Here is a 4600-nt window from a genome sequence, read left to right as displayed (position 1 = left end):
GGACTGACATCGGCGGCCCGCCTGGACCGCCTTACCCAGCCGGCCCCTGGGGAATTACGTGACCGCAGCCATGGGGAATTACGTGATCGTCCACAAGCGGAGCCTCGGAGCCGTCCGCCACCTGGTAGTACAGGCGGCTCCAGTCGTACAGGCGGGCTTCGGCTCCTTCCTCGCCGTGCAGCGCCTTCGAGACCGCCGCCGCCAGACCGTCGAAGTCGAAGTAGCGGCTCGGCGCGGAGATCCCGAGCGCCTCGAACGACCTTGTCTGGTAGAGGAGTCCGACGAAGTGCGGCTCGGCGCCGGCCTCGTTGACGAAGTCGTCGAGCTCGAAACGGATGTGCAGCAGTCGCTGCTCCGGGAGCGTGCCGGGTGCCTCCGGCCGCCGCGGGTAGTCCACGACCACGATCCGGGTGGCGTTGTCGAACGCGTGCTGCACCGGAACGGTGCGGAGCGACCATGATGCCGCAGGCGATCAAGCCCATGATCCCGCAGCTGCAATGGTGCCGCACTGATGCGGTGCGGAGACACGGCGGAGTCGTCCAGGTCGGAGAGGTGGTGGACGATGCTGCGATGGTGCCGCACCGAAGTGGCGCGGAGGCGCAGGCTGCCGGGGAGGCATATTTCCGGGTCGCCGTCGCGCTGCGATGGAGCCGCACCGAAGTGATGCGGAGGCACTGGCGCCGCCAGCGGTGAGGAGGTCACCCGGCTTGTGGCTGCGATGGAGCCGCACCGAAGTGATGCGGAGGAACCAGTGCAACGTCGAGACCGAACTCGACGTTGGTCGTGCTGCGATGGTGCGGAGCGGCCCGGCGACGGCGGCCGTGCCCCGGGAGGTCCACAGCACGCTGTGATGGTGCCGCACCGAAGTGGTGCGGAGGCGCCCGCCGGCGCGTGGACTTCCAGCTGACCGCGCATCGACCTGCGATGGTGCCGCACCCAGGTGGTGCGGAGGCGCCTGTCCTCCTCTCGGTCGGATCGGGCCAGGTAGGGGATCCTGCGATGGAGCCGCACCGAAGTAGTGCGGAGGAACAGCCGCTTGAGCGTCGAGGCGACCGTGGTCTTGGGGCTGCGATGGTGCCGCGCCGGGATGGTGCGTTTGGACATTGCGGCCAAATCGTCAAATGTCTACGTTTCCCCGACTATGCGCTTGTGGATCCCCGAGTCGAGGATGACGCTGGACGTAGAAGTGCATTGAAAGAAGGTGTGACCATGTCATTCCTCGCAAGTATCCGTTCCTTCGTGCGCGACCGTGGAGACTACGGCGGTCGCGGCGGTTACGGCTTCGACGACTTCGGCGACGGTGGAGACTACGGCGGTCGCGGCGGTTACGGCTTCGACGACTTCGGCGACGGTGGAGACCGCGGCGGCTACGGCGGCTACGGCGGCTACGGCGACTGGGGCGGCGGGGGCGGCGGGGGCGACTAGTTGCCGTTAGTATCTGCACGAATCCATTGTGAGAGCGGGCCGGGCAACTGTGCCCGGCCTTGCCGCTGGGTCGGGGGGCCGGGTTCGGGGCGAGCGGGAAGACCGTGAGATGACCAGGAAACGCTACCTGCGGTCCGTGCTGCGACGGTTTCTCACGGTCGCCGAGACCGCCGACCCAGCCCTGGTCCCCACCGCACCACCGGTTCCACTCCGGGAGGTCTTCCAGCGTTTCTGGCCGTACACCAGGGGCGGCCGCCGCTGGCTGGTGGTGCTGCTGGCGCTGGTCGCGGTGGCTCCGGCGATCGAGGTGGCGGAGATCTGGCTTTTCAAGATCGTGATCGACGACATGCTCGTTCCGCACCGGCTGAGCCTGTTCTTCCCGATCGCCCTCGCGTACGCCGTGCTCGCCCTGCTCTCCGGGGTACTGGGATTCGCCGACCGGGTGACCTCCACCTGGGTCAGCGAGCGGTTCCTGCTCATTCTGCGGTCGGACGTCTTCCGGCACCTCCAGGGCCTGTCACTGGGGTTCTTCGAACGGCGGCGGCTCGGCGACGTGCTGTCCCGGGTGACCGGCGACATCGACGCAGTCGAGACCTTCCTGCTCTCCGGGCTCGTCAGCGCGGTCAGCCAGGTGATGCGGCTGGGCATCTACGTCGGCGTACTGCTGGTGCTGCGCTGGGAGCTGACGCTGACCGCACTGGTCGCCGCACCGCTGTTCTTCCTCACCGCCCGCCGCTTCGCGAAGCTGATCCGGGCGGCCTCGCGCGAGCGCCGCAGACGCGCCGGTTCGATCAGCGCCGTCACCGAGGAGTCACTCGGCAACATCGCACTCGTCCAGGCGTACAACCGCCAGGAATGGGAGCACGCCAGGTTCCAGCGCGAGAGCATCGGTCGGTACCACGCGGCGATGGCCTCCACCCGGATCGGAGCGCTCTACGGGCCGACGGTCGACTTCATCGAACTGCTCGGTGGCATGGTCGTGATGGGGCTCGGGGCCTGGGAGCTGGTACACGGACGGCTCACGCTCGGCGGGCTGATGGTCTTCCTCGCCCTGCTGAGCAGGCTCTACGGCCCAATCCAGCGCATGTCCGGACTCGGCACCACCTTCTACGCGGCCTCCGCCGCGGCCGAGCGGATCATCGAACTGCTCGACCAGCGCCCGCAGGTGAGCGAGGCGGCCGCCCCCCGGGCGATCGGCCGCACCCAGGGCGAGATCGAGTTCGACGACGTCACCTTCCGCTATCCGGAGACGGAAGTCCCCGCGCTGTCGGGCGTGTCGTTCAAGGTGGCGCCTGGGGAGATGCTGGCCCTGGTCGGCGCCAGCGGCGCGGGCAAGTCCACCGTCGCCAAATTGCTGCTGCGCTTCTACGACCCGGACGGCGGCACGGTCCGGCTGGACGGCCTCGACTTGCGCGAACTGGCCCTCACCGAGCTGCGCGAGAACGTCGCGGTGGTGCTCCAGGAGACCCTGGTCTTCCACGGCACCGTCCGGGAGAACATCGCCTACGGACGCCCGGAGGCGAGCGAGGCCGAGATCCGGGCGGCTGCCCGGGCTGCAGACGCCCACGGGTTCATCAGCCTGCTCCCGGACGGCTACGACACCGTGGTGGGCCAACGCGGCCGGCTGCTCTCCGGCGGCCAGCGCCAGCGTCTGGCCATCGCCCGCGCGATGATCCGGGACGCGCCCGTCCTCGTCCTGGACGAGCCGACCACGGGCCTGGACGCCGAGTCGACTCGGCGGATCATGGGCCCGCTGCGCCTGCTGATGGCCGGCCGCACGACGGTCATCATCTCGCACAACCTGCTCACCGTCCGAGACGCCAACCAGATCGTCCTGCTCGAACAGGGCCGGCTCGCCGCCCACGGCACCCACGACGAACTCATCGCCTGTAGCCCCGCCTACGCCGCCCTCCACCGGCTGCACCACCCGCCGGACGCCCCCGTCAGGTCCGTCTCCTGAGCTCTCCGCGCCGCGGCTTGAAGGCGGCACGCCCCGGTGGCCGGCGCAGAGTCGGTCTCGGCCGCACGTCATCGGCCCCGAACCGACCTCCCGCGCGCCGGCAGCAGGGTCATCGACCGTTCTTCTCGCTCTGAGGTCCACCGGCGCCGACCGCCCCCGCGAGGTGCCGTAGCTCATGGCGCAGCCGGAAGCCGTGGACGACCTCGGTCAGCCCGATCACGATCAGCATGATTCCGGTGACCAGGGTGAGGACGGTGATGGAGGAAAACGGCGAGACGATCAACACCACGCCGGCGAGTAGGCTGACGGTGCCCAGGAAGATCTGCCAGCCCCGCGCGGGCATGACCTCGGCCGACACCGCAGAAGCAATGATCATGATGCCGCGCAGCAGCCAGCCGAACCCGATCCACAGGGCCAGGAGGAGGATCGATTCCGCCGCGCCACGGAAGCAGACCAGGCCCAGCAGCACCAGCAACGCCCCCGATACGAAGTGCAGGGCCCGAAGGTGTCCCGGGATGTGGCTGCCGAAGGTGGCGGCGAGATGGAACGCGCCGGTAGCCAGCAGGTAGATGCCGAACACCACGCCGACCACGCGCAGCGTGGCACCCGGCCACGCCAGCACCACCACGGGATCGTGCGCGAGGAGATGAACCGGATCGGCTCGCAGGAGTGGCTGCTGCCGGCCATGCACCCGGCGGACATCTGGCAGCGTTCGGGCCGCTGGGAGGTGACGGGCGACGAAATGTTCCGCCTCAAGGACCGCAAGGGCGCCGACCTGGCGGTCGGCATGACCCACGAGGAGATCTTCACCACGCTCGCCGGAGAGCTGGCCTCGTACCGTCAGCTGCCCCAGATGTGGTACCAGTTCCAGACGAAGTTTCGCGACGAACCCCGGCCCAAGTCCGGCCTGCTACGGGTTCGCGAGTTCACGATGAAGGACGCCTACAGCTTCGACCTGGACCAGGCCGGGCTGGACCACTCCTTCGAGCTGAACCACCAGGCCTACACGCGGATCTTCGCCCGTCTCAGTGTACCGGCGATCCCGGTGCAGGCGCCCAGCGGTGCAATGGGTGGCTCCGCCTCGGTGGAGTTCATGGCGCCAACCGAGGCTGGCGAGGACCTAGTACTGCAACGGTCCTTACTGTGACGAGGCCTCAGCTCTTGGGCTGTGGCCTCGTCTCTTGTAGTGGCTGATCCGGGCCTGGTGCTGGCGTC

The 4600-nt window shown here is 68.7% G+C and carries 5 protein-coding genes and 1 pseudogene; 4 read left to right on the top strand and 2 right to left on the bottom strand.

Going from position 1 to position 4600, the window contains the following annotated elements:
- Window positions 1-31: 31 nt before the first annotated feature.
- Complete coding sequence (locus ACGF0D_RS43910) at window positions 32-436, bottom strand: hypothetical protein (RefSeq protein WP_392926145.1); 405 nt, start codon at window positions 434-436, stop codon at window positions 32-34.
- A gap of 20 nt (window positions 437-456) precedes the next feature.
- Between ACGF0D_RS43910 and ACGF0D_RS43905 the strand changes: the two genes are divergently transcribed.
- From ACGF0D_RS43905 to ACGF0D_RS43895, 3 genes are all read left to right on the top strand, one after another.
- Window positions 457-693: a hypothetical protein gene (locus tag ACGF0D_RS43905; protein WP_392926143.1), complete on the top strand. Its 237-nt coding sequence runs from the start codon at window positions 457-459 to the stop codon at window positions 691-693.
- 546 nt (window positions 694-1239) lie between these two features.
- Entirely contained in the window at window positions 1240-1425 is a 186-nt protein-coding gene (locus tag ACGF0D_RS43900; protein ID WP_392926141.1) for a hypothetical protein, read from the top strand.
- A 109-nt stretch (window positions 1426-1534) separates the two neighbouring features.
- The gene (locus tag ACGF0D_RS43895) at window positions 1535-3385 is read left to right on the top strand and encodes an ABC transporter ATP-binding protein (protein WP_392926139.1); all 1851 of its coding nucleotides are present in this window, start codon (window positions 1535-1537) and stop codon (window positions 3383-3385) included.
- A 109-nt stretch (window positions 3386-3494) separates the two neighbouring features.
- Here the strand turns inward: ACGF0D_RS43895 and ACGF0D_RS43890 are convergent, their stop codons facing one another.
- On the bottom strand, window positions 3495-4052 hold the full coding sequence (locus ACGF0D_RS43890; protein ID WP_392926147.1) for an HdeD family acid-resistance protein: 558 nt from the start codon (window positions 4050-4052) through the stop codon (window positions 3495-3497).
- Here ACGF0D_RS43890 and ACGF0D_RS43885 point away from each other — a divergent pair.
- Window positions 4017-4505, top strand: a pseudogene (locus ACGF0D_RS43885) (aminoacyl--tRNA ligase-related protein); the annotation flags it as partial. The gene ACGF0D_RS43890 and the pseudogene ACGF0D_RS43885 sit on opposite strands and share 36 nt — an antisense overlap.
- Window positions 4506-4600 lie beyond the last annotated feature (95 nt).

Source organism: Kitasatospora sp. NPDC048298 (genome assembly GCF_043201465.1).
Classification (GTDB): Bacteria; Actinomycetota; Actinomycetes; order Streptomycetales; family Streptomycetaceae; genus Kitasatospora.
The sequence above is the reverse complement of the archived record's forward strand: the minus strand, read 5'-3'. Positions and strand labels throughout refer to the sequence as shown.

Bases quoted from the DNA above. Each gene is read 5' to 3' on its own strand.
- ACGF0D_RS43905 (WP_392926143.1), top strand. From the start codon at position 457: ATGATGCCGCAGGCGATCAAGCCCATGATCCCGCAGCTGCAATGGTGC.
- ACGF0D_RS43895 (WP_392926139.1), top strand. From the start codon at position 1,535: ATGACCAGGAAACGCTACCTGCGGTCCGTGCTGCGACGGTTTCTCACG.